Origin of the sequence: Amycolatopsis sp. WAC 01376 (genome assembly GCF_003947415.1) — a bacterium.
GTDB lineage: Bacteria > Actinomycetota > Actinomycetes > Mycobacteriales > Pseudonocardiaceae > Amycolatopsis.
On record NZ_QHKL01000006.1, the window covers coordinates 97,932 to 119,212 of the forward strand.

18 protein-coding genes are annotated in these 21,281 nt (G+C 69.4%); 13 read left to right on the plus strand and 5 right to left on the minus strand.

Features of this window, described 5'->3' with window-relative positions:
* Positions 1-17: 17 nt before the first annotated feature.
* Both DMH03_RS27340 and eccCa read right to left on the minus strand, forming a co-directional pair.
* Entirely contained in the window at positions 18-1,043 is a 1,026-nt protein-coding gene (locus tag DMH03_RS27340; protein WP_370310965.1) for a DUF222 domain-containing protein, read from the minus strand.
* A gap of 758 nt (positions 1,044-1,801) precedes the next feature.
* Entirely contained in the window at positions 1,802-5,743 is a 3,942-nt protein-coding gene (eccCa, locus tag DMH03_RS27345; protein WP_125794878.1) for a type VII secretion protein EccCa, read from the minus strand.
* Between the two features lie 156 nt (positions 5,744-5,899).
* Here eccCa and DMH03_RS27350 point away from each other — a divergent pair, with 156 nt between their 5' ends.
* The 6 genes from DMH03_RS27350 to eccD are packed head-to-tail and all read left to right on the plus strand — an operon-like array spanning position 5,900 to position 11,328.
* A complete protein-coding gene (locus DMH03_RS27350; protein ID WP_125794879.1) occupies positions 5,900-6,679 on the plus strand; it encodes a WXG100 family type VII secretion target in 780 nt (259 codons plus the stop codon).
* Positions 6,680-6,700: 21 nt separating this feature from the next.
* Positions 6,701-7,747, plus strand: a complete 1,047-nt coding sequence (locus DMH03_RS27355) for a hypothetical protein (protein ID WP_125794880.1) — start codon at positions 6,701-6,703, stop codon at positions 7,745-7,747.
* Positions 7,748-7,764: 17 nt separating this feature from the next.
* On the plus strand, positions 7,765-9,114 hold the full coding sequence (locus DMH03_RS27360) for a WXG100 family type VII secretion target (RefSeq protein WP_125794881.1): 1,350 nt from the start codon (positions 7,765-7,767) through the stop codon (positions 9,112-9,114).
* Positions 9,115-9,119: 5 nt separating this feature from the next.
* Positions 9,120-9,629: a hypothetical protein gene (locus DMH03_RS27365; protein ID WP_125794882.1), complete on the plus strand. Its 510-nt coding sequence runs from the start codon at positions 9,120-9,122 to the stop codon at positions 9,627-9,629.
* Positions 9,626-9,955 carry a YbaB/EbfC family nucleoid-associated protein gene (locus DMH03_RS27370; RefSeq protein ID WP_199746568.1) on the plus strand — a complete coding sequence of 110 codons (330 nt, stop codon included), beginning with the start codon at positions 9,626-9,628 and terminating at the stop codon, positions 9,953-9,955. The genes DMH03_RS27365 and DMH03_RS27370 overlap by 4 nt, the downstream gene beginning before the upstream one ends.
* On the plus strand, positions 9,952-11,328 hold the full coding sequence (eccD, locus tag DMH03_RS27375; RefSeq protein WP_125794883.1) for a type VII secretion integral membrane protein EccD: 1,377 nt from the start codon (positions 9,952-9,954) through the stop codon (positions 11,326-11,328). The genes DMH03_RS27370 and eccD overlap by 4 nt, the downstream gene beginning before the upstream one ends.
* Positions 11,329-11,406: 78 nt before the next feature.
* On the opposite strand, the gene DMH03_RS27380 is transcribed toward eccD, so the two are convergent.
* Entirely contained in the window at positions 11,407-12,480 is a 1,074-nt protein-coding gene (locus tag DMH03_RS27380) for a type VII secretion protein EccE (RefSeq protein WP_125794884.1), read from the minus strand.
* Between the two features lie 146 nt (positions 12,481-12,626).
* On the opposite strand from DMH03_RS27380, the gene eccB reads away from it, so the two are divergent.
* Genes eccB through DMH03_RS27395 form a run of 3 tightly spaced genes read left to right on the plus strand, consistent with a single transcriptional unit; the run spans position 12,627 to position 15,438 of the window.
* On the plus strand, positions 12,627-14,048 hold the full coding sequence (gene eccB / locus DMH03_RS27385) for a type VII secretion protein EccB (RefSeq protein WP_125794885.1): 1,422 nt from the start codon (positions 12,627-12,629) through the stop codon (positions 14,046-14,048).
* 14 nt (positions 14,049-14,062) lie between these two features.
* Complete coding sequence (locus tag DMH03_RS27390) at positions 14,063-14,785, plus strand: response regulator transcription factor (protein ID WP_233611672.1); 723 nt, start codon at positions 14,063-14,065, stop codon at positions 14,783-14,785.
* A gap of 29 nt (positions 14,786-14,814) precedes the next feature.
* Positions 14,815-15,438, plus strand: coding sequence for a response regulator transcription factor (locus DMH03_RS27395; RefSeq protein WP_125795426.1), 624 nt, complete (start codon positions 14,815-14,817; stop codon positions 15,436-15,438).
* Positions 15,439-15,964: 526 nt separating this feature from the next.
* On the opposite strand, the gene DMH03_RS27400 is transcribed toward DMH03_RS27395, so the two are convergent.
* Positions 15,965-16,861 (minus strand): SMP-30/gluconolactonase/LRE family protein, encoded by an 897-nt coding sequence (locus DMH03_RS27400; protein WP_125794887.1) that lies wholly within the window; start codon positions 16,859-16,861, stop codon positions 15,965-15,967.
* 68 nt (positions 16,862-16,929) lie between these two features.
* Here DMH03_RS27400 and DMH03_RS27405 point away from each other — a divergent pair, with 68 nt between their 5' ends.
* Positions 16,930-17,418: an Lrp/AsnC family transcriptional regulator gene (locus tag DMH03_RS27405; RefSeq protein WP_125794888.1), complete on the plus strand. Its 489-nt coding sequence runs from the start codon at positions 16,930-16,932 to the stop codon at positions 17,416-17,418.
* Here DMH03_RS27405 and DMH03_RS27410 read toward each other — a convergent pair.
* A complete protein-coding gene (locus DMH03_RS27410; RefSeq protein ID WP_125795427.1) occupies positions 17,366-18,160 on the minus strand; it encodes a carbon-nitrogen hydrolase family protein in 795 nt (264 codons plus the stop codon). The two genes, DMH03_RS27405 and DMH03_RS27410, sit on opposite strands and share 53 nt — an antisense overlap.
* Before the next feature lie 84 nt (positions 18,161-18,244).
* Here DMH03_RS27410 and hisD point away from each other — a divergent pair, with 84 nt between their 5' ends.
* The 3 genes from hisD to hisB are packed head-to-tail and all read left to right on the plus strand — an operon-like array spanning position 18,245 to position 21,263.
* The gene (gene hisD / locus DMH03_RS27415; protein WP_125794889.1) at positions 18,245-19,570 is read left to right on the plus strand and encodes a histidinol dehydrogenase; all 1,326 of its coding nucleotides are present in this window, start codon (positions 18,245-18,247) and stop codon (positions 19,568-19,570) included.
* Entirely contained in the window at positions 19,567-20,667 is a 1,101-nt protein-coding gene (locus DMH03_RS27420; RefSeq protein ID WP_125794890.1) for a histidinol-phosphate transaminase, read from the plus strand. The genes hisD and DMH03_RS27420 overlap by 4 nt, the downstream gene beginning before the upstream one ends.
* Positions 20,664-21,263, plus strand: coding sequence for an imidazoleglycerol-phosphate dehydratase HisB (hisB, locus tag DMH03_RS27425; RefSeq protein WP_007029930.1), 600 nt, complete (start codon positions 20,664-20,666; stop codon positions 21,261-21,263). The genes DMH03_RS27420 and hisB overlap by 4 nt, the downstream gene beginning before the upstream one ends.
* Positions 21,264-21,281 lie beyond the last annotated feature (18 nt).

Here is a 21,281-nt window from a genome sequence, read left to right on the forward strand (position 1 = left end):
AAGTCGGGCGGCACGCTTCAGAAGGGTGGGGTGTCGTCTTCTGGTTGGGGTCGTGGGTCGTGGAGTGGTTCGGGGGTGGTGGTGTAGGTGCGGCGGGTGGGGGTGGTGATGGTCATGCCGCCGTTGCCGGTGGGGGTTGCTGTCCAGCCGGGTTCTTCTTTGAGGAGGTTGTGGGTTGTGCAGGCGGCGTGGCAGTTGTGGTGGTCGGTGGTGCCGTTGCGGGCCCAGGTGGTGATGTGGTCGATCTCGGAGAATTCGGCGGGCCGGTGGCAGCCGGGGTGGGTGCATTCGCGGTCTCGGGCTTTGATCAGGCGGGCGAGTGAGGCGGGGGATCGGTAGGTGCCGGGGCTGGCTTCGAGGAGTTGGCCGGTGGTGGGGTCGGTGATCAGCCGGGACCAGGTGGAGCCGGGGTCGGCGGCGATTTCGCGGACGAGCCAGCCGGGGATGGGGCCGTAGCCGGCGAGGGTGGCGGGGTCCTCGCGGGCACCGGCCAGGGTGAGCAGGTCGACGTAGACGTGGACGTGCGCGCGGGGTGTGCCGTGGCCGTCTTCGGCGAGGAGTCGTTCGGCGAAGAGGTCGGCGCGGTGTTGATCGAGGGTGCGGGATGGGTCGTTTCTGCGGCGGGTTTTGGCGGCGTGGCTCAGTGACGCGTAGATCGAGCTGGCGACCTCGGCGGGGAGCCACCCCGACAGTTTCGACATGGTGTCGTCTTCGTGTTCCAGGGCGATGTGCCGTAGGGCGCGTTTGTTCGCGGCGCGTTCCCGGTGACCGTCGGGATCGAATTTCTGTACCGCGTGATCCACCGATTTCCGGATCGCCCCAGGGTCACGGTCGGCGAGACGACCGGCCATCCAGGCGTCCACCTGGGCGGCGATCTCACGGGTCAGCTGACTGACCTTCGACGCCTTGAACAGATCGATGTCGCCTCTTTCCAGTGCCGCCAACGTGTTCGGCAACCGCCCCACTAAGGCACATGAGGTTTCGACCAGCAGATACGCCTGATTACGGGAGACCGAGAAGGCCAAAGCGACCTCCTCGGTCACCGATCTTCGGGAACCACCCACCGCGGCGAAACCGGCTATCGCACGCACCTGACGCCCCTGCGCCCGACGAAGCACCAGCTCCTCGCCACAAGCGGTATCCAGAAGACGAGCGGATTTCGAATTGAAAGCAAAAGATGTGGTCATGACCAAGATCATACTCGAACTGATGTTCGACCGCCACTGAATCGACGCCTTTCGTTCGGTCGCCTAGTGCGCAGCGAGATTCCCTTGAGGGATAAGGGAAATGTGGCGGGGAAGGGCCGGATCCTATGCCATGTAGCTTAAGTTGATCTTGGACGGCGCTTTTATCGCAAGTGGCGACGGTCGCCGCAGGTCAAGCGCTCGGTTGCCCTGGCCAGCGGGACCTGGCGCGCCCGTAGTGTCCACTGTGGACAAATTTCGATGACTGAATGTCCTATTGATGATGAAATGGTCGGTTTTGCCAAGGGGTCGTGAGTGGCAAAGGTCGTTCTAACCCTCATTGCCGCTCACGACCCCCTCTCGCAGCTGCGCAAAGCATCCAAATCGGGCACTCGGATCCGGACTGTCGTCCCGTGTGGACAGTCGCGCCTCGGGTCCACTGCCGGTTACTTGTCCGGCTTGATCGAGCAGGCGGCCGCCGCTCAAGATCAACTTAAGCTACGTGGCATTGGGGTCGGGCCTGGGGCTATCAAAGAGATCTGGCGCATTCGTGGCGTGAACAGCGGACAGATCCAGTGCCATGGGCCCAACCCTCCCGACAGGCGGACCCCACGGTATTAGTCCTCCACAGGCTTCGTCCAGGCCACCTGCACCAGCCCCGTCCCGTGCCGCCGCGAGACCAGCACACCCCGCCCCGCAGGCTGCGGCCCCGGCTTGACCTCCCCGAGCAGCGCCCCTTCGTCGCGCGACCCGGACATCACCAAGCCCGGAGAACCCAGCTCGCGGATCCGTTGCAGCACAGGCTCGAACAGCGAGCGCCCGGCCCCGCCGCTCCCGCGCGCGATGACGAGGTGGAGCCCGATGTCCCTCGCCTGCGGCAGGAATTCCAGCAGCGGCAGCAACGGGTTCCGGCCAACGGTCGCGACCATTTCGTAGTCGTCGACGAGCACGAACAGTTCCGGGCCCCGCCACCAAGACCGGTTCCGCAGCTGTTCCGGCTTGACGTCCGCGCCGGGGAGCCGGTTCCGCATGGCCTGCTGGCATTGGTCGATCAGCCCGGTCAGCACGGTTTCGGAACCCGCGTAACCGAGCAGGTGCGAATCCGGCACCGCACCCAGCATCCCTCGCCGATAGTCGGCGACGACGATCGCGGCCTCTTCCGCCGAGTACTTCGACACGATGCCTTGCGCGATCGCGCGCAGGAGCGAGCTCTTGCCGGATTCCACGTCACCGAAGGCCAGGAAGTGCGGTTCGGTGGCGAAGTCGAGGTACACCGGCCGCAGGTTCGATTCCGCGATGCCGAGCGTGACCTGTTTGCGCGGCCCGGCTTCCAGCGAGTCCAGCGGGACCTCGGGAGGAAGCAGCCGAACCTGCGGAGCCGCCGCACGATTCCAGGCCGCCGAAATCCGGCGGTTCAGATCCAGGCCACCGGCGCCGACGGTATCCGGCCGCTGATCCGAGTCGATCCGCGGCAGTGCCGCGAGGAAATGCAGTTTGTCCGCGGTCAGCCCGCGTCCCGGCCGGTCGGCGGGGACGTTCTGCGCGATCTTGCGGTCGATCAGCGAGTCCGCCGGTTCACCGAGCCGCAGTTCGAATTTGGTGCCGATCGCGTCGCGCAGCGGCGCCCGCATGCCCATCCACTGGTTGATCGAGACGACGACGTGGATGCCGAAACCGAGCCCGCGCGACGCCAGACTGGTGATCTGTTCCTCCAGCTGTTCGTATTCCTGGCGGATCGTGGTCCAGTTGTCCACGAACAGGAAGACGTCGCCGAATTCGCGGCCCTCCGTGCTCTCCCGGAACTCCGAACGCCGCTGGCGGAACGTCGTGATCGACTCGATCCCGTTGGCGGAGAAGAATTCCTCACGCTGTTCGAGCAGGGTCGTCAGTTCCGCCACCACGCGGCGGCAGCGCTGGGCGTCGCGCCTGGTCGCGTAGCCGGACACGTGGGGCAGCCCGGCGATCGGCGCCAGCGCGCCACCGCCCATGTCCAGCACGAACAGCTGGACCTCTTCCGGAGTGTGGGTGAGCGCGAGCATCGCGGCGATGTCACGCATCAGTGTGCTCTTGCCGCTCTGCGGCGCCCCGACGATCAGCGCGTGCCCGGCGGCACCGGAGAAATCGGCCCACAGCATGTCGCGCCGCTGCTCGAAGGGCTTGTCCACCAAGGCGACGGGGATCATCAGCTTGCCGTTGCCGCCCCAGCCCAGCGGGCACAGACCGCGTTCGGGATCTTCGCCGAGCGGCGGCAGCAGCTGGTCAAGGGTCGGCGGTTCGGCCAGCGGCGGAAGCCAGATCTGGTGCGCCTCCGGGCCTTGGCCTTCGAGCCGCGAGATCATCGCGCCGATGATCGTCTCGCCGGTGCCCTTTTCGACCGGCTCTTCGGCCTCGACGGTCACCGGGATCTCCACCGGCGCCAGCGTGAACGGCATCAGGCCGAGGCTCTGGCCGTCCTTGCGCACGATCTTGCTGCGCGGCGGCAGTTCCCCCGAGACGTACGCGGCCTTGAGCCGGATGAGGGTGTCGTTGTCGGACTTCAGATACGCCGAACCCGGCACGGGCGGCAGCTGATAGGCGTCCGCGACGCCCAGCACGGCGCGGCTTTCCGACGCGGAGAAGGTCCGCAGGCCGATCCGGTACGACAGATGCGAATCCAGCCCGCGCAGCCGTCCCTCCTCCAGCCGCTGCGAAGCCAGCAGAAGGTGGATCCCGAGACTCCGCCCCAGCCGCCCGATCGCGACGAACAGGTCGATGAACTCCGGCCGCGACGACAGCAGCTCGCTGAATTCGTCGATGATCACCAGCAGCGACGGCAGCGGCCGCAGGTTGGCACCGGATTCCCTGGCCTTTTCGTAGTCCCGCACCGACGCGTAGTTCCCGGCGGCGTGCAGGAGTTCCTGACGCCGCAACAGTTCGCCGTTCAGCGCGTCCGCCATGCGGTCGACCAGCGCGAGATCGTCGGACAGGTTGGTGATGACGGCGCAGGTGTGCGGCAGCCCGGTCATCCCGGCGAAGGTCGCCCCACCCTTGAAGTCGATCAGCGCGAGGTTCAGCTTCTCCGACGAATGCGTGACGGCGAGCGCGGTGACCAGCGTCCGCAGCAGCTCGCTCTTGCCGGATCCGGTCGCGCCGATGACCAGCCCGTGCGGCCCCATCCCGCCTTCGGCCGATTCCTTCAGGTCGAGGTCGACCGGCCTGCCATCGGGGTTGACGCCCAGCGGGATCCGCAGCCGGTCGCGCGCGGACCGCGGCGCCCAGGTGACGGCCGTGTCGGTGTCGCGCGGGTCGCCGATGCCGAGCAGCCCGGCCAGCCCGAAGGTCGCCGACATCGGCGCCTCGCTGACCACCGCCGACCCTTGGAACAGGGGCGTCAGCATCCGCGAGAGCGCCTCGGCGGCCCCGCGGTCCAAGGTGTCCGGCATGCCGAGGAAACCGAGCCGCTGCTCCGTCGCGTCGCCGACGACCATCCCGAGCTGCTCCGGGCTCATGTGCAGGCTCAGCAGCCGTTCCGACGACACGGATCGCGGCTGCTCCGTGCCGATCTCCACCACGGTGACGCCGAGCCTGCCCTCTTCGGCGACGAGCCGCGAGTCGCCGAGGGTGTGCCCGCCGTCCACGATGACGACGATCTGGGGCAGGTCCAGCCGGGCATCCGGCCGCCGGGTGAACGCGGGCCGGTCGCCGAGGTCGGGGCCGAGGAGGTCGGCGAGTTTCCCGGAGTCGGCGTCGACGAGCCGTCGCGGACCGGCGGCGTCGGCGGCGGTGGAGGCCACATGCGGCAGCCACTTCGCCCATTCCCAGTCGTGCAGCCGGTCGTCGTTGACGCAGAGCGCGATCCGCAGGTCGCCGGGTGAGTGGAAGGTCGCGAGCTGGGTCAGCAGCGCCCGCGCGGTCCCGAGCGTGTCCGGGCGGCGGCCGGACAGGCTGACCTGCGCGAACGACCGCAGCGAGACCGCGACCGGAAGTCCGTCGACCGTCGAATAGGTCCGGATGAAGTGCTTGAGGTTCGTCGAGCACACCGGGTCGAGGTCTTCCAGCGGCACGGTCTGCGGCGCCTTCAACGGCGTCGCGAGCCGCTGCGGGCCCGTCCCGACGCGCACCTGCCCGAACTGCGGGTCGGACCGGCGGCGATCCCACAGCTTCCCCGTCTCGATGTACGCCCACAGATCGGCGGGGTCGGGCTGCAACGCCGCCATCGCCGCGCGCTGGTTGTCCGCGATCTCCCGCACCTGGCCGCGAAGACCGGTCAGATACCGCTGGTAGTCCCGGCGTTCCTCGTTGATCTGCGCCTTCTTCGCCGCGCCACCGCGCCCGAGCGACATCACGACCATGCCCACCATCGCGGTGAGGAACAACGCGCCGAAGATGTAGGTCATCACCCCGCCGTCGCGTCCGATGTAGACGAACGACATGGCGCCCATGCCCAGCATCATCGGCATGAACATCAGCAGCTGCATGGCTCCGCCGGACGAGCCCTTCGGCAGCATCGGCGGGGACTGCAGGACGATTTCACCGGGCTGCTCGCCCAGGGCCGGCAGGCGGTCGCGAGTGGCGCTCATCAGGGTCTTTCTGGCCGCTTGTGGGTAATCCTGCCGATCATTCTGGCCACTCGTGCCGCCCCTGCGGTGGGTACTTTTGCCGTCCGCTCGCGTCTGGTGGCGAACTTACGCTGCTCGAACAGTCGCAGGCGTGGGGGAAACGAGAGAAGGAGAGCCATGGTCGGCACGGGCGAGTACCGGGCGGAGCCCGAGGCCATGCGCTCGGCGGTCGGAAACCTCGGCGGCATCATCATGCAGGGCATCAATGTCGTCGGCGACCTCGAACGCACCGTCCTGCAGCCGATGTCGTTCGCCACCTTCGGCAGCGCGGTGGCCGCGGCCAACACGGCCATGCAGAGCCAGCAGGTGGTCGCGGTCCGCACCCTCCTGCAACTTCTGCAGCAGATCAACGGCTTCATCAAGAGCAGCGCCGACGCCTACCAGGCCGCGGACGAGGCGGTCGCGGGTGGCTACGGCGGCCGTCCCGGCGGCGGCGCCGGATCGACGTCGTCGTCGATCTGGGGGAATTCGCACGCCTCCGAACTGGCGACGCTGGCCATCAACGACAGCGCCGGCGGCGAGGGCGAGCCGTCTTCGGTCGGCAATGTGCTGCGCTACCTGGGGGACGCGCGGCTGGGACAGCTCGGCGACCACCCGATCACCGACACGCGGTTCCACGGCGTCTCGGACTTCAACGACTGGCTGGCCGGTGACGCCGACAACCAGGCGCGGGTCGGGGTCATCGAGGTCTACGCCGGCACGGCGCGCAACTTCGGCGACGTACCCGGCGGGGTGCACAGCGGTGACGTCGTCGTGGTCGAACCGCTCCTGTTCTCCGACCGCAAGCCGGTCATCGCCATCGCCGGAGAGGGCGGGCTGCTCTACAACCACGGAATCGTCGACGCGGACATCAACGGCCTGGCGAAGGTCAGTGTCTACCGCCCGGCTTCCGTCTGACTTCCGGCCTGAGGAGCGACCATGCTGACTTATCCGAATTCCAGCGCGATGGACGCCACGGCGTCCTCGGGCGGGCCGATCACCATCCTGCCGCAGATCCTCACCGGGCAGCCGGAGCAGATCGCCAAGCACGTGCTCGAGGTGCTCAAGAAGGCCAACGAGTTCCTCACCATGTACAACGAGGTGACGAAGGCCGCCGAGCAGCTGGGCAAGATCTGGTCCGGCGCCGCGTCGGACTCCGCGCTGAAGAAGATCACCGACTCCCTGAACTCGCTGAACAAGATCATCCAGGTCGTGCAGAAGGGTGCCGAACTGCTCGGCGTCGCCGGGACGCTGATCAAGACCGCCCAGGCCGCCTACAAAGCGGTGGTGTCGGCGGTGAACCCGACGGTCGCCGGCCTGATGTCGAATCCGTGGACCTACGGCGCCGCTGTCGCGCTTTCCACCGCCACCAGTGCTTCGCTGCGCGCGTTCATCACCGCGATCGGCGCGTTGCTGAAGGCGCTCGGCGTGGTCGACCTCGCCAACCAGATCACCCAGATCGCCACCATCATCGGCGAAGTCCAGAAACTGTTCGGGCACAACGACGCCGGTGACAACGGCGCCGCGGGCAACTCGGCGGTCTCGGGCACCCCGATCACCAATCCGCAGGCGCCGGGCTCGGTCGCCAGCGGTTCGGGACAGGCCGCCGTCGGTGGCTCCGGCGGAGGCGCTTCCGGCGGTGGCACGACGCCGGGCGAGACGCCGCCGTTCACCCAGTACCGGCCGCCCGCGCTGGGCGGCAACGGTTCCCAGGGCAACTGGCCGGGTGGCGCGGACGCCTGGATCCCGGTGGACAGACCTTCGGGCGGTGGCGCGGGTTCCGGCTCCGGCGGCGGTGCGCTGCCGAGCGCGGGCAACGGGAACACGGTCACCATCACCACCGACCTGAGCACCGGCAAGTCCACCGTGCAGGCGCCGGGCGGGCAGGACATCGATATCGACATCGACATGAACTACGGCGGCAAGCACTTCGAGCAGCACATCGACATTGACGCGGGTGCGGATTCACCGGCGAAGGGCAGGTAGCCGTGTGGGGGAGCGGTGTGGTCGACGCGTCGGGCGTCGTCAGTTCGATTCTGTCGAATTACCGGCGGCTCGTGGTCGAGTACCAGCGGCGGGTCACCGGTGATCCCGCCGCGCTGAACGCGGCGAGCCAGCGGTGCGGCGAGCGGGCGTCGACGGTTTCAGGTCGCGCGGAGGAGATCGGCAAGGCGGCCAAGGCGCTCAACGCGTCCTGGGAAGGCGACGCGTACGTCGCATTCTCCACCTCCGCCGCGAAACTGAGCCAAGAACTCGGCGAGCTCGGCACGAAACTGGGCGACCAGTCGAACCGGCTACGGGGAGGCGCGCAGGCCCTGCAGGGCGCGAAGTCCTGTGTGGACTCGATCCTCGCCCAGTTCGACCAGTACGCCGCGCAGCTCACCAGTCAGGCGCGGACGGCGAACGCGAACGCGGTCAACGCTTTCATCTCCGCCGCCCGGCAGCTCGGCGAACGCGCCGCGCAGGCGGCACAGGAGATCGCGGACGAACTGAGCGAGGAACTCGCGCGGCTGTTCCCGCCGGAGGGCACCGGCCGGATCGAGCACGAACTGGGCAAATGGGGCCGCGGACCGTTGTACTGGCTCAACGGAGAAGCGCTCGACGGCCGCAGGCGGCCGCGCTCGCATCCGTCGTGGTTCGGCAATTCCGGCTGGAAGAAGCTCACCTGGGACGGTCTCGAAGGCACGCGCGCCCCGCGTGCGGGTGACACGCCGTTCGGCAGGCCGAAGCCGGAAGGCCTGCGTGACAAGGCCTGGAACAGCACCGAGATCACCTACGCGAAATGGAAGCAGGAACAAGACGGCTTCACCCCGGGCTGGGACGCCAAGGTCTCCTCGCAGGGCTGGGACCTCAAGGCGTCCGGGCACGCCGAATTGGCCGCGTTCAAGGAAGAACTCGAACGCAAGGGCGAATGGGGCGTCGCTTCGGGCAGCGCCAAGGGGACCGCGTTCGTCGGCGGTGAGGTGAACGGCTCGCTCCAGGCGGGCGCGCACGGTGTCGGCGTGCACGCCAACGCCTTCGTCGGCGGCAAGATCGAAGGCGAACTCGCGGCCGACGTGGCCGGGGTGGGCGTCGGCGCGAGCGGAACCCTCCAATATGGACTCGGCGCGCAGCTCGACGGCCAGGCCGTTTACGACGCGGGACACATCAAGGTCGACTTCAAGGCCGGTGTCGCGCTCGGCCTCGGCGCCGGGATCGGCGCGAAGATCGACATCGACCTGCCGAAGATCGCGGACACCGTCGGCGAGTACGGCGGCGCGGCCGTCGACGCGGTGAGCGGCGCGGCGGGCGAGGCGGCGGACGCCGTCGGCGAGGCATGGGACGACGCGATCACCTACGTGGGCACGTGGTGAGCGGGATGAGCACGGAGGACCGGGTCTCCCTCCCGCTGGGCTTCGACATCCCCGAGGGCTGGGTGCCCGTCGAGCCGTCGTCCGTCGGCGCCGACGGCGCGGTCTTCGTGGCGGTGCACTCCGCGCCGGACGGCGAGTTCACCCCCAACATCACCCTGAGCGTCGGGCAACGGCCGGACCGGGCGCGGATCACCGACATCGCCGACGAGGCCGTCGAACGCCTCGGCCGGTCGATGGCTGCCCTCGAACTGGTGCGGCGCAAGGAGATCGGCACTCCGGTCGCGCCGGGGGTGACGCAGGTGCTGCGCATCCGCACCGGCGAAGGACAGGATCTCGTACAGACGCAGGTGCAGCTGACCGTGCCGGGGGCGAGCCCGGCCGACCGGCTGATCCTCCAGATCGCCTGCACCGCGACACCCGAGGCGGCCCGTGGCCTCGGCGACGACTTCCGGCGGTTCGTGGGCAGCGTCCACGTCCGGCGGGATGCCACCGCAGATGAAGGAGAAGACTCGTGACCACCGACCCCTACGCCATGCCGGACATGGACGAGCTGCTGGACCAGGTCCGTAAGCAGACCGAAGAGGTGCAGCGCATCCAGCGTTCGGTCGAGGCGATGGAGGTCAAGGCGCACTCGCGGCAGAACGAAGTCACTGTCGTGCTGCGCGGAGACGGCCGCTTCACCTCGATCGACATCGACCCGCGCGCACTGCGTCAGTACGACGCGCGCAACATCTCGGAGATCGTGCTGGAGGCGGTCAACAACGGGCTCCAGAAGCTGGCCGAGGCCAGCAACGCCAAATTCGCGCCCGTCATCGAGTCCGCCAAGTCGATCGAAGCATGACGGCCGCGATCGCGGGCTCCACCCGGCGCGTCACGGTGGTGACACCGCGGGCGCGTGTCGACGTGGCGCTGCCGCAGCAGAGCACGTTCGCCGAACTCGTCCCGCAGCTCGTGCGGCTCGCGGGTGCTTCGGGGCAGGCGTCGGCCGAGCATCCCGGCTGGGTGCTGTCCCGGCTCGGCGGCGCTCCGCTCGCGCTCGGGCTCACGGTCGCCGCGGCGCAGGTGCGCGACGGCGAAGTCCTCCATCTGACCCCGCGGGAACGCCCGCGGGGTCCGCTGCTGTTCGACGACGTCGTCGATTCGATCGCGAGCGTCGCCGAGTCGGGCACCGGGCGGTGGGGACCGTCGGTGGCGCGCAAGGCGGGCATCGTCGCGTCCGTGGTCCTGCTGCTCGCCGGTGGACTGCTGGTGCAGGCGGCGGCGTCCGGGAGTGTGCTGGCGCCGATCGGCACCGGACTTCTCGCGCTGGTACTGGTGCTGGGCGGCGGCGCGCTGAGCCGCGCGTACGGCGACGCGGAGGCAGGCGCGGCCGGCGCGCTCGCCGGGGTCGGCGCGGCACTGCTGGCCGGGATGTCGATCCTGCCGCCGCATCCGCTGTTCTCGCTGTCGGCAGGACCGCTGGCCGCCGGGCTCGCGGTGGTGACCGTCTACGGCGTGATCGCGGCCGTTTCGGTGGCGGACCGGCTGCCGTGGTTCGTCGCGGTGACGGTGTCGGCCGGGCTCGGCGCGATCACCACCGCCATCGTCCTGCTGGCCGACGTCCGCCCGGTTTCGGCGGCCGCCGTGGTCGCCGTCGTGGCGACGGCGCTGGCCGCGGTCGCGCCGATGATGGCGCTGCGGCTCGGCAGGCTCCCGTTGCCCAGGGTGCCCGACGACATGGACGCGTTCCGTGCCGACGAGGACCCCTCGCTCGGCGAGGACATGGTCGGCGGGACGACTTACGCGCAGGCGTTGCTGACCGGGCTGCTCGTCGCGCTCGGACTCGTCGTGGTCTCGGCTTCGGTGGTCCTGTCGTCTTCCGGCGGGGCTTGGGAAGCGGGCTTGTGCGCGCTGCTGGGTCTGGCGCTGATGCTGCGCTCGCGCGCCTTCGCGGGCCGCTCGCAGCGGGTCGTGCTCATCGGTTTCGGCGCGGCGGCCTTGGCGGCGGCCGGTTTCTGGCTCGCCGCGAGCGGGCCGCGTTCGTTCGTCTTCGCCGCGGGCTGTGCCGTCGTCGTCGCGGCGGGCGTCTGTCTCACCTACGCGACGCGTGTCGCGAAGGGACGTCGTTCTCCGTACTGGGCAAGGACTCTCGACATCGTGGAGTTCCTGGTGCTGCTCTCGCTGATCCCGTTCGTCGGCATGATCGCGGGCGTCTACGAAGCCGTACGCGGCTGACGCTCATCACGCGTTACGTCCGTGGAGGACTCCTTCCCTACCCTCAGAGAAGAAAGGAGTCCTCCACGGACCGTCCCCTCAGTTCTCCAGCGCCAGCGGCAGGGTCCGCCGGACCGCCGCCGCGTGCCGTCCGTGCAGCGGGATCACCGCGACCCCGCTCGGCCGCACGGTCTCCGCCCCAGGCCGCCCGCCGACCCGGATGGTCACTTCGGACTTCTCCCGTCCGCCAGGCGTCCGGTGCAGCGTGTACGAAGTCGCGGTGAACGCAGATCCGGGGACGTGAAGATCCAGCGTCCGCGCGAGATCCCGTTCGGACCGTGGCCGGTAGCAGACCTGCGACGCGCCGCCCCAGTCCCAGGAGCGCCAGCCGTTCACCGGCGCGCCCTGGCCGTGCCCGAGCGCGACGCGCAGTTCTTCCGCCACTTCACCGGCTTCGAGCACGGTGCTCTCGAATCCGGCCTCGGCCAGCGTGCCCATCAGTCTCAGCGCCGCGCAGGCGGTGCTCCGCAGTGCGCCGAGTTCCCCGCCGCCGCGGGCGAGCGCCGCGATCGGCGCGTTCTCGGGCCGGTACCGGACGGTGAGCCAGCGGACGCGGAGCACGGACTGTCCATTGGGGACGGTCCAGGTCAGCAGTTGCGCGCTGGACAAAGGGATCCCGGTGCCCGCGAAGGCCTCGCGCAGAATGGCGACGAGGGTGTCCGGCCCGGGTGCCATGGCGCCGGGGGTGAGCCGCACGATGGCGCTCCAGCCGTCGCTGACCTCGGCGACACCGAAGCGGTTGCCCGCGCGGTCGACGTGCTGGCGTACCCGGGCGGGACCGGCGAGCCGGTGCAGCGGATCGGGGACCTTGTTCTTGTCGCGGCGTTTCAGCCGGTAACCGGCCCAGGTGAGCAGCCAGCCCGCGAGGTGACGGCCGGCGAAGCGGACCGACGTCGTCAGCACGAGGACGCCGGCGACGGCGGTGATGCTGATCTGCGCGGCGAGGGGGATCCCGTCCACGGTGAAGGCCAGGAGGATCGCGATCCCGGCGATCTCCCAGAGCGCCGCCTGCAGCGGGCGGATCGGCAGCAGCCAGGGCAGCGGCGCCGCGCCCGCGACACCGCGCGCTGGAGCCCGGTCCTGGACCGGGCGGGCCGGGGCTTCAACCGACAAGGAATTCCCCTCCTCCGTGCACGCGCCCGACGGTAGCCGCGCCCCGCGCGGGGGAGGGGCGTAAAAAATACCCTCACCGCGAACCGGGCCCAGACCTAACGTGAGCACCCTCGAACGGGTGGGCACGAACGGCGGGGGACGGGAGCGTGTGGACGCAGCGGGACCAGATCCAGGCCTACCAATTCCTCCGCAGGAGACTGGTTTCGGCACTGGTCTCGGCTGACGCCAACCATCCGGTCGCCCCGAGCCGCAGGCTGGTCATCGGAACCTTGTGCGGCCTCGGCGTCGCACTGCTGGTCACCGCGGTGTTCGGCGTGATCGGCCTGCTGAACCCTTCCGGCGGCAAGGATTGGCTGGCGGGCGGCAAGGTGATCGTCGAGGAGGGCACCGGCGCGCGCTACATCCTCGGCCAGGACGGCGCGCTGCACCCGGTGCTCAATTACGCCTCCGCGCGGTTGATGGCGGGCGGCAACGGCGAGGCCACCGTGACCGTCCCTTCCGACAAGCTCGCGAAGGCGCCGCGCGGTTCGCAGATCGGCATTCCCGGCGCGCCCGATTCGCTGCCCGCGGCGGCCGCGCTGGTGAACACCCCGTGGACGAGCTGCACGCGGACCACCCAGGACGCGCCCGCGTCGGCCGAACCGGAGACGACGGTGCTCCTCGGCGCACCCGCCGCCGGGGTCGACCTGCCGAGGGACCAGGCCGTCGTGGTCCGCGTCCCCGAGGGAGAGCGCTATCTCGTGACGGCGGGGCGCCGCTACAAGCTCACCCCGGAAGCCGCCACGGCGTTGCAGTTCGACACCTATCCGGCGATCGCGGTGTCGTCCCGGTGGATCGGCACCGTCGCCGCCGGACGCGATCTGGCCTACCGCGCGGTCGAAGACGCCGGACGGCCCGGCCCGAAGGTCGGCGGCACCGCGACGAAGGTCGGTTCGGTGCTCGGCGTCGTCGACGCGATGGCGACACCGGGCAACGCGACGTCGTACTACCTCGTCCACGCCGAAGGGCTCGAACCGATCGGCCAGACCGAGGCGAGCCTGCTGATCAACACGCCGCAGAACGCGGACGCCTACACCGGTGTCCCGGCGCCCGTCGCGGTGCGCGCGGCCGACGTCGCCGCGGTGCCGAAGGTCGGCACCGCGAGGGCGGGCGGGGCCGATCCCGCGGAGTATCCGGACCGGATCCCGCGAAAAGCACCCGTTACCGGACAGTCCGTGACGTTATGCGCGCAGGGTTCTCGAATCGTTATCTCCGCACAGGTCCCGTTGCCGCAAGGTGCGAAGGCGATCCCGGTGACGGCGCGGACGGACGCGTTGGTCGCCGACGCGGTTTTCGTGCCTCCGTCGGGAGGCGCGGTGGTGGCGGAATCCGGTTCCGGCACGGTTTACGTCGTGACCGACACGGGCTTGAAGTACCCGGTGGCGAGCAGTGAGGCACTCGCTTCCCTCGGATACGGCCAAGCCGAACGGCAACCGGTTCCGAATGGATTACTGGCGCTGGTGCCACGCGGACCCGCGCTGGATCCGGCGCAGGCGGGCCGTGCGGTGTCCGCGGGTGGGACGGGGTGAGCGGAAACGTGCAGATGACTGAAGACAGGCCGGAGACCGACCGGGTCGACGTCGCGGTGATCGAAGATCATCCGTTGTACCGGCACGCCGTGGTCCGGGTCCTCACCGAGGCCGAAGGGATCGAACTGGGCGCGGTGGTCGATTCGGTCGCCAGGTTCCACGTCCATCCGCAGCCGCCCGGCAGCGTGGTGCTGCTCGACCTCGGTCTGCCGGGGATCGCCGGAGCGGCGGCCGTGCTCCAGGTGTGCGAACTGGGGCATCACGTGCTCGTGGTGTCCGCGCAGGCGGAACCCGAGCAGGTGCTCGGCGCGATCGCCGCCGGTGCCAAGGGATTCCTGTCCAAGGACGTCGACGTCGACGAGCTGCTGATCGCGATCAGGACGGTCGCGCAGGGCCGGGCCTATGTTTCCGCGGTGGTGGCCGGAATGATCATCAAGGACAACGCCGACCGTCCCGTGCCTGCTCCGGACGTCGCGCTTTCCGCGCGCGAGAAGCAGGTCCTGCGGCTCGTCGCGGCAGGCGAACGCGACGTCGACATCGCCCGCATCCTCGGTATCGGAGTCCGGACCGTTCGCGGTTATCTGGACCGGATCCGTGACAAACTCGGAGAGAGAAGGCGGGCCGGTCTGGTCCGCAAGGCCATCCAGCTCGGGCTCGCGTCTCCGCCGGAGGTGCCCGGCCCATCTCGGCCGGTCGTACCCCGCGCCGACGCGGGCGGATTCGAAGGACGCCGGTGAACGCAGACGAGCAGCAGCCGAAACGCATCATGCCGATCAATGTCGGGGTGATCGAAGATCATCCGCTGTACCGGGACGCCGTCGCGCGTGTCCTCACCGAAGCGCCCGACATCGAGCTGGGCGCCGTCGCCGACTCCGTCGCGCGGTTCGCCGTCCAGGAGCAGCCTCCCGGCAGCGTCGTCGTCCTCGACCTCAAGCTGCGCGGGGTCCAGGACGCCGCCGCGGTCCTCGAAGTGGGACAGATGGGGCACAAGGTGCTCGTGGTGTCCGCGCACGCCGAGCAGCCCGAGGTACTGGGCGCGATGCAGGCCGGGGCGAAGGGCTTCCTGTCCAAGGACGTCGACGGCGACGAACTCCTGCGCGCCATCCGCACCATCGCCGACGACAACGCGTACGTGTCCCCGACGCTGGCCGGAATGATCATCCAGGACAGCGAGGACCGCCACGCCGGGCCCAAGATCGTCCTGTCCGAACGGGAAAAGCAGGTCCTGCGGCTGGTCGCGGCAGGCGAACGCGACGTCGACGTGGCGGAGATCCTGAACATCAGCGTGCGGACGGTGCGGTCCTACCTCGACCGGATCCGGGACAAGACCGGGGAACGGCGGCGGGCCGGATTCGTGCGGGTGGCGATCCGGGAAGGGCTGCTGCGGTAGCCGCTTCGGGCTCGGCTCGGCTCGGTTGTGCGCTTATTGAAGGGTAGGGCAAACGTGTCGTGGCTCGGGCCTGAGTGTGGCATCCAGTCACGCGAGCTACGCCTTGCCAAAGTACATGAAGGCCCCCTTCCTTGCGCTAGACGCAAGGAAGGGGGCCTTCATGTACTTCACGACCAACCGCCGAGGCCACAGCCGCCCCACCGTCACCAGGGATCACATCTGACGGTAGCGAAAGCCTCCTTCACTACCCTCAGAGTAGGCAAGGAGGCCCTCACTACCAGGAGAACGCGTACGCAGCAGCGACACCGGCCCCGCACCACGACACGTTTGCCCTTCCCCTCAATAACCCGTCAGTCGGGGCTGAAAGACTGCAATGAAGGGGCCTTTCATAGCAAAATTTGCTATGAAAGGCCCCTTCATTGCACGCTTCCCAAGCCTGGTGCGGGGCCCCGGCCGGGGAGTACGTGAAGGACGCCTTCACCGCATGGGAAGCGGCGAAGGTCCCTTTCGCGTCGCCGTCACCGCGCTAAACGCGGGGTCCCGAGAAGTTCACCCGCAGCGTGTACACCGAACTGGACGCGGTGATGAACAGATCGTTCCGCCGCGGCCCGCCGAAGGTCAGGTTCGAACAGACCTTCGGCACCCGCAGCTTCCCGATCCGCGTGCCGTCGGGCGCGAAGCAGTGCAGACCGTCGTGCGCGGCGGCCCAGACCCGGCCCGCGGCGTCCAGGCGCACGCCGTCGAAACCGCCGGCGTCGGAGGTCGCGAAGACCTCGCCCCCGGAAAGCAGCCCGTCTGCCACCGAGAAAACCCTGATGTGGCTGGGGTTCTGGCGCGTGTCCACGATGTAGAGCCGTGCTTCGTCCACCGAGAACGCGAGCCCGTTCGGACGCGAGAAATCGTCCGCGACGATCCGCACGGAACCGTCCACCGGGTCTGCGCGGTAGACGTGGCAGGCGCCGATCTCGCTTTCCGCCTGATGGCCTTCGTAGTCGCTGTCGATCCCGTAACTGGGGTCGGTGAACCAGATCGCGCCGTCCGAGGATTCGACGACGTCGTTGGGGCTGTTGAACCTCTTGCCCTGATAGGTCTCCGCGAGGACGGTGGTCGTACCGTCGTGTTCGGTACGCGTCACCCGGCGGTTGCCCTGCTCGCAGCTGACGAGCCTGCCCTGACGGTCGACGGTGTGCCCGTTGTGGAATCCGGCGGGCTCCCGGAACACGCCGACCGCGCCCGTGGTCTCGTCCCACCGCAGGACGCGGTCGTTCGGGATGTCGCTGAACACGAGGTACCGGCCTGCCGGGAAGTAGGCGGGCCCCTCGGTCCACCGGCAGCCCGTGTGCAGGCGCCGCATCCACTCGTCCCCGTTGACGCGGGCGAACCGCTCGTCGAGGACTTCGAAGTGTGCCTTGACCATGTCCATGGAAACCCCAGTGTTCCGAATGAGATATTGCGATCATCATGAACCGCTGAACATGATATGGTCAACCCGTGGATGACGTGGATCGCATATTGCTCACGGAGTTGCAGCAGGACGCGACTCAGGCGTACGCCGCGCTCGGCAAGGCGGTCGGGCTGTCGGCGGGCGCCGCGCACGAGCGGGTCCGCAAACTACGCGAACAGGGCGTCATCCGGCGCACGACCGTCGACGTCGATCCGGCGGCGGTCGGTCGCGGGGTGATGGCGTTCGTGCTGATCGAGGCGGGCTCGTGGATGGGCGACTCGCCGACCAAGGCCGCGCTGGAGGCGCTGCCGGAGGTCGTGGAGGCACACATCATCGCGGGCCCGGCCTCGCTGCTGGTGAAGGTGCGCACGCCGACCACCGAGGAACTCCAGGCGTCACTGCGCAGGCTGTACGCCATCGAGGGCGTCACCGGGACGCAGACGATCGTCGTGCTCGAATCCTTCTTCGAACGCTCCGTGAACGCTACAGGCGACGGTTCACCAGAACGCCCGTCGCCGCCCGCGCCTTCCCGCTGACCGCGGGATCCAGGTCGACGACCACCAGTTCCGGCCCGGGGCCCAGCTGCGTGTGGACGCGGCCGAAACCGTCGGACACCGTGGAGTAGCCGATCCCGGTCGGCGCCTTCGGGTTCACCGGGGTCGAGGTCGTGGCCGGATCGGCCTGCCCGCAGCCGAGGACCCAGCAGCCGGAGTCGAGCGCGCGGGCGCGCACGAGTACCTCCCACTGCTCGCGTTTGCCCTCGCCCGCGCCCCAGGACGTCGGCACGAGGACGATGTCGGCGCCGTCGTCGGCCAGCTTCCGGAACAGCTCCGGGAAGCGGATGTCGTAACAGGTCGCGAGGCCGAACGTGACCCCGTCGACCTCGAAGGTCGCGGACGTGGTGCCGGGGGCGACCGTGTCGGATTCGGCGAACCCGAAGGCGTCGTACAGATGGATCTTGTCGTAACCGAAGTGGTGTCCGGCGCCGGTGACGAGCAGGGTGTTGCTCACGCGGCCGTCCGGCGACGGCGTGAACATGCCCGCGACGACCACCACACCGTGTTCTTCCGCGATGGACGCCACAGCGGACGCCCACGGTCCGTCCAAAGGTTGCGCCACGGGTCCGAGCGGGATGCCGAAGCGCGCCATCGCCGCTTCGGGGAACACCACGATCCGCGCGCCGTCGGCCGCCGCGGCCGCCACGCCTTCGCGAATCGGCTTCAGGTTCGTTTCGGGATCCTCGGCGGCCGTGAGCTGGCACAACCCGATTCGCGGCACGGCCGCCTCCCTCATCGTGGGATCGCTGGTCACCACCCCAGTGTGCCTGCTCGGGGCGATCGGGCCACCTCGTACCCTTGACCCATGCTGAACCGTACCGACCTGCGTGGACAGGTCCCGTCCGTTGCCGAACTCAGGAGCACGCTCCCGCGTGCCGAGTACGACGTGGACGCGGCGCTGCATCACGTACGGCCGGTGGTCGAGGCGGTCCGCGATCGCGGCGTCGACGCGGTTCTCGAGTACACCGAGAAGTTCGACAAGGTCCGCCCCGGCGGTGTGCGTGTCGCCGCCGCCGAGCTCACCAGCGCGCTCGAGAACCTGGATCCGGCGGTCCGCGAGGCGCTGGAGGAGTCGATCGTCCGCGCACGGAAGGTCCACGGTGATCAGCGCCGTCAGGACGTCACGACCGAGGTCGTCGACGGCGGCACCGTCACCGAGCGCTGGATCCCGGTGGAGCGCGTCGGGCTGTACGCGCCGGGCGGGCTCGCGGTGTACCCCTCGACCGTGGTGATGAACGTCGTCCCGGCGCAGATCGCCGGCGTCGGCACGCTCGTGCTGTGCTCGCCGCCGCAAGCCGCGTTCGGCGGCCTCCCGCACCCGACGATCCTGGCCGCGGCCGAACTGCTCGGCGTCGACGAGGTGTGGGCCGTCGGCGGCGCGCAGGCCGTCGCGCTGCTCGCTTACGGCGGAACCGACACCGACGGCACGACACTGGAGCCGGTCGACATCGTGACCGGGCCGGGCAACATCTACCTCACCGCGGCGAAGCGCATGCTGCGCGGCATCATCGGCATCGACTCCGAGGCGGGCCCGACCGAGATCGCGATCCTCGCCGACGAGACCGCCGACCCGGTGCACGTCGCCGCCGACCTGATCAGCCAGGCCGAGCACGACCCGCTCGCCGCGAGCGTGCTGGTCACCACGTCCGAGGCGCTCGCGGACGCCGTCGACAAGGAACTGACCGGCCGCGTGGCCGCGACCAAGCACTCCGAGCGGGTGACGGAGGCCTTGAGCGGCAAGCAGTCCGGCATCATCCTCGTGTCCACCATGGACGACGGCATACGCGTCGTCGACGCGTATGCCGCGGAACACCTGGAGATCCAGACCGCGGACGCGCGTTCGGTGGCGGCCCGCGTGCGCAACGCGGGCGCGATCTTCGTCGGTGCGTACGCGCCCGTCTCGCTCGGCGACTACTGCGCCGGGTCGAACCACGTCCTGCCCACCGGCGGGTTCGCGCGGCACTCGTCCGGCCTTTCGGTGCAGAGCTTCCTCAAGGGCGTGCACGTCGTCGACTACAGCCAGGACGCGCTGCGTGAGATCGCCGGCCGCGTCGTCGCGCTGGCCAACGCCGAAGATCTGCCCGCGCACGGCGAGGCCATCACGGCGCGGTTCGAAGGGGAGCGAGCATGAGCATCGGCGAGGAGATCACGCTCGACGCGCTCCCGCTGCGGGAGGACCTGCGGGGCAAGACCCCGTACGGCGCGCCGCAGCTCGACGTGCCGATCCGGCTCAACACCAACGAAAACCCGTACCCGCCGCCGGACGCGCTGGTGGCCGACGTCGCCGAGGCCGTCCGCGCCGAAGCCGCTTCGCTGCACCGCTACCCGGATCGCGACGCCGTGGCGCTGCGCCAGGACCTCGCGGACTACCTCGCGGTGTCCACCGGCGTGCTGGTGTCGGAGTCGAACGTGTGGGCCGCCAACGGGTCCAACGAGGTCCTGCAGCAGATCTTGCAGGCCTTCGGCGGCCCCGGCCGCTCGGCGCTGGGCTTCGAACCGTCGTACTCGATGCACCCGATCATCTCGGCGGGCACCCGCACCGACTGGCTGCCGGTGCCGCGCCGCGACGATTTCACGCTCGACACCGAGAAGGCGGCCGCGCTGGTGCGCGAACGCCGTCCGGACATCGTCTTCGTGACCAGCCCGAACAACCCGACCGGCGGGTCGATCCCGTTCGGCGAGCTGCGCGGCCTGCTCGAAGCGGCGCCGGGCATCGTGGTCGTCGACGAGGCGTACGCGGAGTTCTCGCCGCAGCCGAGCGCCATCGAGCTTCTCGAGGAGTACCCCGCGAAGCTGATCGTGTCGCGCACGATGAGCAAGGCGTTCGCCTTCGCGGGCGGACGGCTCGGGTATCTCGCGGCCGCGCCCGCGATCGTCGACGCGCTGCAACTGGTGCGGCTGCCGTACCACCTCTCGAAGCTCACACAGGCCGCCGCACGGGCCGCGCTGCGGCACGCGGACGCCACCCTCGCCTCGGTCGCCAAACTCGCGGCCGAACGCGACCGGGTGGTGGAAGCGTTGCTGGGCTTGGGATTCACGCCGGTCCCGAGCGACGCGAACTTCGTCCTCTTCGGACGGTTCGCGGACGCGCCCGCGACCTGGAAGTCCTATTTGGACAACGGCGTGCTGATCAGGGACGTCGGCATCGAAGGGCACCTGCGGGTGACCATCGGGACGCCGGAAGAGAACGACGCCTTTCTCGAGGCCAGCAAGGAGGTGCCGCGATGAGTCGCGTCGGCAAGGTGGATCGCACCACCAAGGAATCGTCCATTTCGGTCCAGCTCGACCTGGACGGCACGGGACAGGTGGAGATCGACACCGGTGTCCCGTTCTACGACCACATGCTCACCGCGTTCGGCGTGCACGGCTCGCTCGACCTCAAGGTGCAGGCGACCGGTGACGTGCACATCGACGCGCACCACACCGTCGAGGACACCGCGATCGTGCTCGGCCAGGCGCTGCGGCAGGCGCTCGGCGACAAGAGCGGGATCCGCCGGTTCGGCGACGCGTGGATCCCGATGGACGAAACCCTCGCGCACGCCGCGATCGACGTCTCCGGGCGCCCGTATTGCGTGCACCTAGGCGAGCCAGAGCAGTTCAACAGCTTCACCATCGGCGGGAACTACCCGTTCGTGCTGACGCGGCACGTGTTCGACTCGCTGTCGTTCCACGCGCAGATCGCGCTGCACGTGCGGGTGCTGCACGGCCGCGACCCGCACCACATCGCGGAGGCCGAGTACAAGGCCGTCGCGCGTGCGCTGCGTGCCGCGACCGAGCCGGACCCGCGGGCGGGCGGCATCCCGTCCACGAAGGGCGTCCTCTAACCCCCGCATTTAGTCCTC

What these genes read in the sequence shown, in the direction of transcription:
- eccCa (WP_125794878.1), bottom strand. Translation starts at nt 5,743, where the DNA reads ATGAGCGCCACTCGCGACCGCCTGCCGGCCCTGGGCGAGCAGCCCGGT.
- DMH03_RS27350 (WP_125794879.1), top strand. Translation starts at nt 5,900, where the DNA reads ATGGTCGGCACGGGCGAGTACCGGGCGGAGCCCGAGGCCATGCGCTCG.
- DMH03_RS27355 (WP_125794880.1), top strand. Translation starts at nt 6,701, where the DNA reads ATGCTGACTTATCCGAATTCCAGCGCGATGGACGCCACGGCGTCCTCG.
- DMH03_RS27365 (WP_125794882.1), top strand. Translation starts at nt 9,120, where the DNA reads ATGAGCACGGAGGACCGGGTCTCCCTCCCGCTGGGCTTCGACATCCCC.
- eccD (WP_125794883.1), top strand. Translation starts at nt 9,952, where the DNA reads ATGACGGCCGCGATCGCGGGCTCCACCCGGCGCGTCACGGTGGTGACA.
- DMH03_RS27390 (WP_233611672.1), top strand. Translation starts at nt 14,063, where the DNA reads ATGACTGAAGACAGGCCGGAGACCGACCGGGTCGACGTCGCGGTGATC.
- DMH03_RS27395 (WP_125795426.1), top strand. Translation starts at nt 14,815, where the DNA reads ATGCCGATCAATGTCGGGGTGATCGAAGATCATCCGCTGTACCGGGAC.
- DMH03_RS27400 (WP_125794887.1), bottom strand. Translation starts at nt 16,861, where the DNA reads ATGGACATGGTCAAGGCACACTTCGAAGTCCTCGACGAGCGGTTCGCC.
- hisD (WP_125794889.1), top strand. Translation starts at nt 18,245, where the DNA reads ATGCTGAACCGTACCGACCTGCGTGGACAGGTCCCGTCCGTTGCCGAA.
- DMH03_RS27420 (WP_125794890.1), top strand. Translation starts at nt 19,567, where the DNA reads ATGAGCATCGGCGAGGAGATCACGCTCGACGCGCTCCCGCTGCGGGAG.
- hisB (WP_007029930.1), top strand. Translation starts at nt 20,664, where the DNA reads ATGAGTCGCGTCGGCAAGGTGGATCGCACCACCAAGGAATCGTCCATT.